The organism is Aeromonas allosaccharophila (assembly GCF_000819685.1).
GTDB classification, from domain to species: Bacteria; Pseudomonadota; Gammaproteobacteria; order Enterobacterales; family Aeromonadaceae; genus Aeromonas; species Aeromonas allosaccharophila.
Genome location: NZ_CDBR01000103.1, coordinates 1 through 1,065 on the forward strand (window position 1 = coordinate 1; position 1,065 = coordinate 1,065).

General features: G+C 55.5%; 1 protein-coding gene. It reads left to right on the forward strand.

Translation table 11 applies throughout. The features are described from left to right. The first annotated feature begins 90 nt into the window (after nt 1–90). Nucleotides 91–1,008, forward strand: a complete 918-nt coding sequence (locus BN1115_RS18535; RefSeq protein ID WP_042658318.1) for an IS5 family transposase — start codon at nt 91–93, stop codon at nt 1,006–1,008. Nucleotides 1,009–1,065 lie beyond the last annotated feature (57 nt).

Here is a 1,065-nt window from a genome sequence, read left to right on the forward strand (position 1 = left end):
CCATCTATGTTTCCCAAATCGATGCAGCTTGAATGGAACTAACTGAGGACTTGGTGATCTGATCACCACCATCCTCTTCAAGTTTGCATCATGGGCACGTTGCGTCACCCCATCACCAACTGGCCTAAATACAACAAGTCTCTGATTAACCGTGGTTCACTCACCTTCTGGGTTGATGCCGAGGCCATGAGCAACTGGTTTCACCACGACCATCATGGGCGGCGGGGCCGCAGCCAGCTTGACACTGACCAGACCATCTGTACCTTCCTGATGCTCAAGGGGATTTTCAACCTCACTCTGCGGGCCACTCAGGGACTACTCGACTCCCTGTTCGAGTTGATGAATGTGCCGTTGTGCGCACCGGACTACAGTTGTGTCAGCAAGCGGGCACGCACAGTGAAGGTGGCCTATCGGCAGCCCCCTAAGGGGCGCATTACCGACCTGGTTATCGACTCAACCGGGCTGAAGGTGTTTGGTGAAGGCGAGTGGAAGGTCAGAAAACACGGCGCTGAGAAACGGCGAGTCTGGCGCAAGTTACATCTGGCGGTAGACCCGGTGACCCACGATATCGTGGCGGCGGAAGTCTCGCTGGACAATGTCCATGATGCCGAGGTGCTGCCGACTCTGCTCAATCCACTGCGGCGCAAGCTGGGACGTGTTTATGCGGATGGCGCCTATGACAGCAAAGCTAGCCATCAGCTTATCTTGCGTAAAGGGGCGACAGCCTGTATCCCGCCTCGCAAGAACGCTGGGCTCTGGAAAAAGGGGCACCCAAGAAATGAAGCCGTGCTGGTGATGCGCAAAGAAGGGCTGGTGCACTGGAAGAAGATATCGGGGTATCATCGGCGCTCGCTGGCGGAAACGGCGATGTATCGGTTCAAGCAGTTGATGACGGGCAAAATCAGTCTGCGAACCTACAACGGTCAGGTCGGGGAAGTGATGGCGTATGTTGGTGCAATCAACAAACTGAACACCCTTGGTCTGCCCGTCAGAAAGCCCCGAGTGTAACGGTCACTTGGGGCTGGGGCAGTTGTGGCTTGATGGTTGATTTGGGAAACATAGATG

What these genes read in the sequence shown, in the direction of transcription:
- BN1115_RS18535 (WP_042658318.1), top strand. Translation starts at nt 91, where the DNA reads ATGGGCACGTTGCGTCACCCCATCACCAACTGGCCTAAATACAACAAG.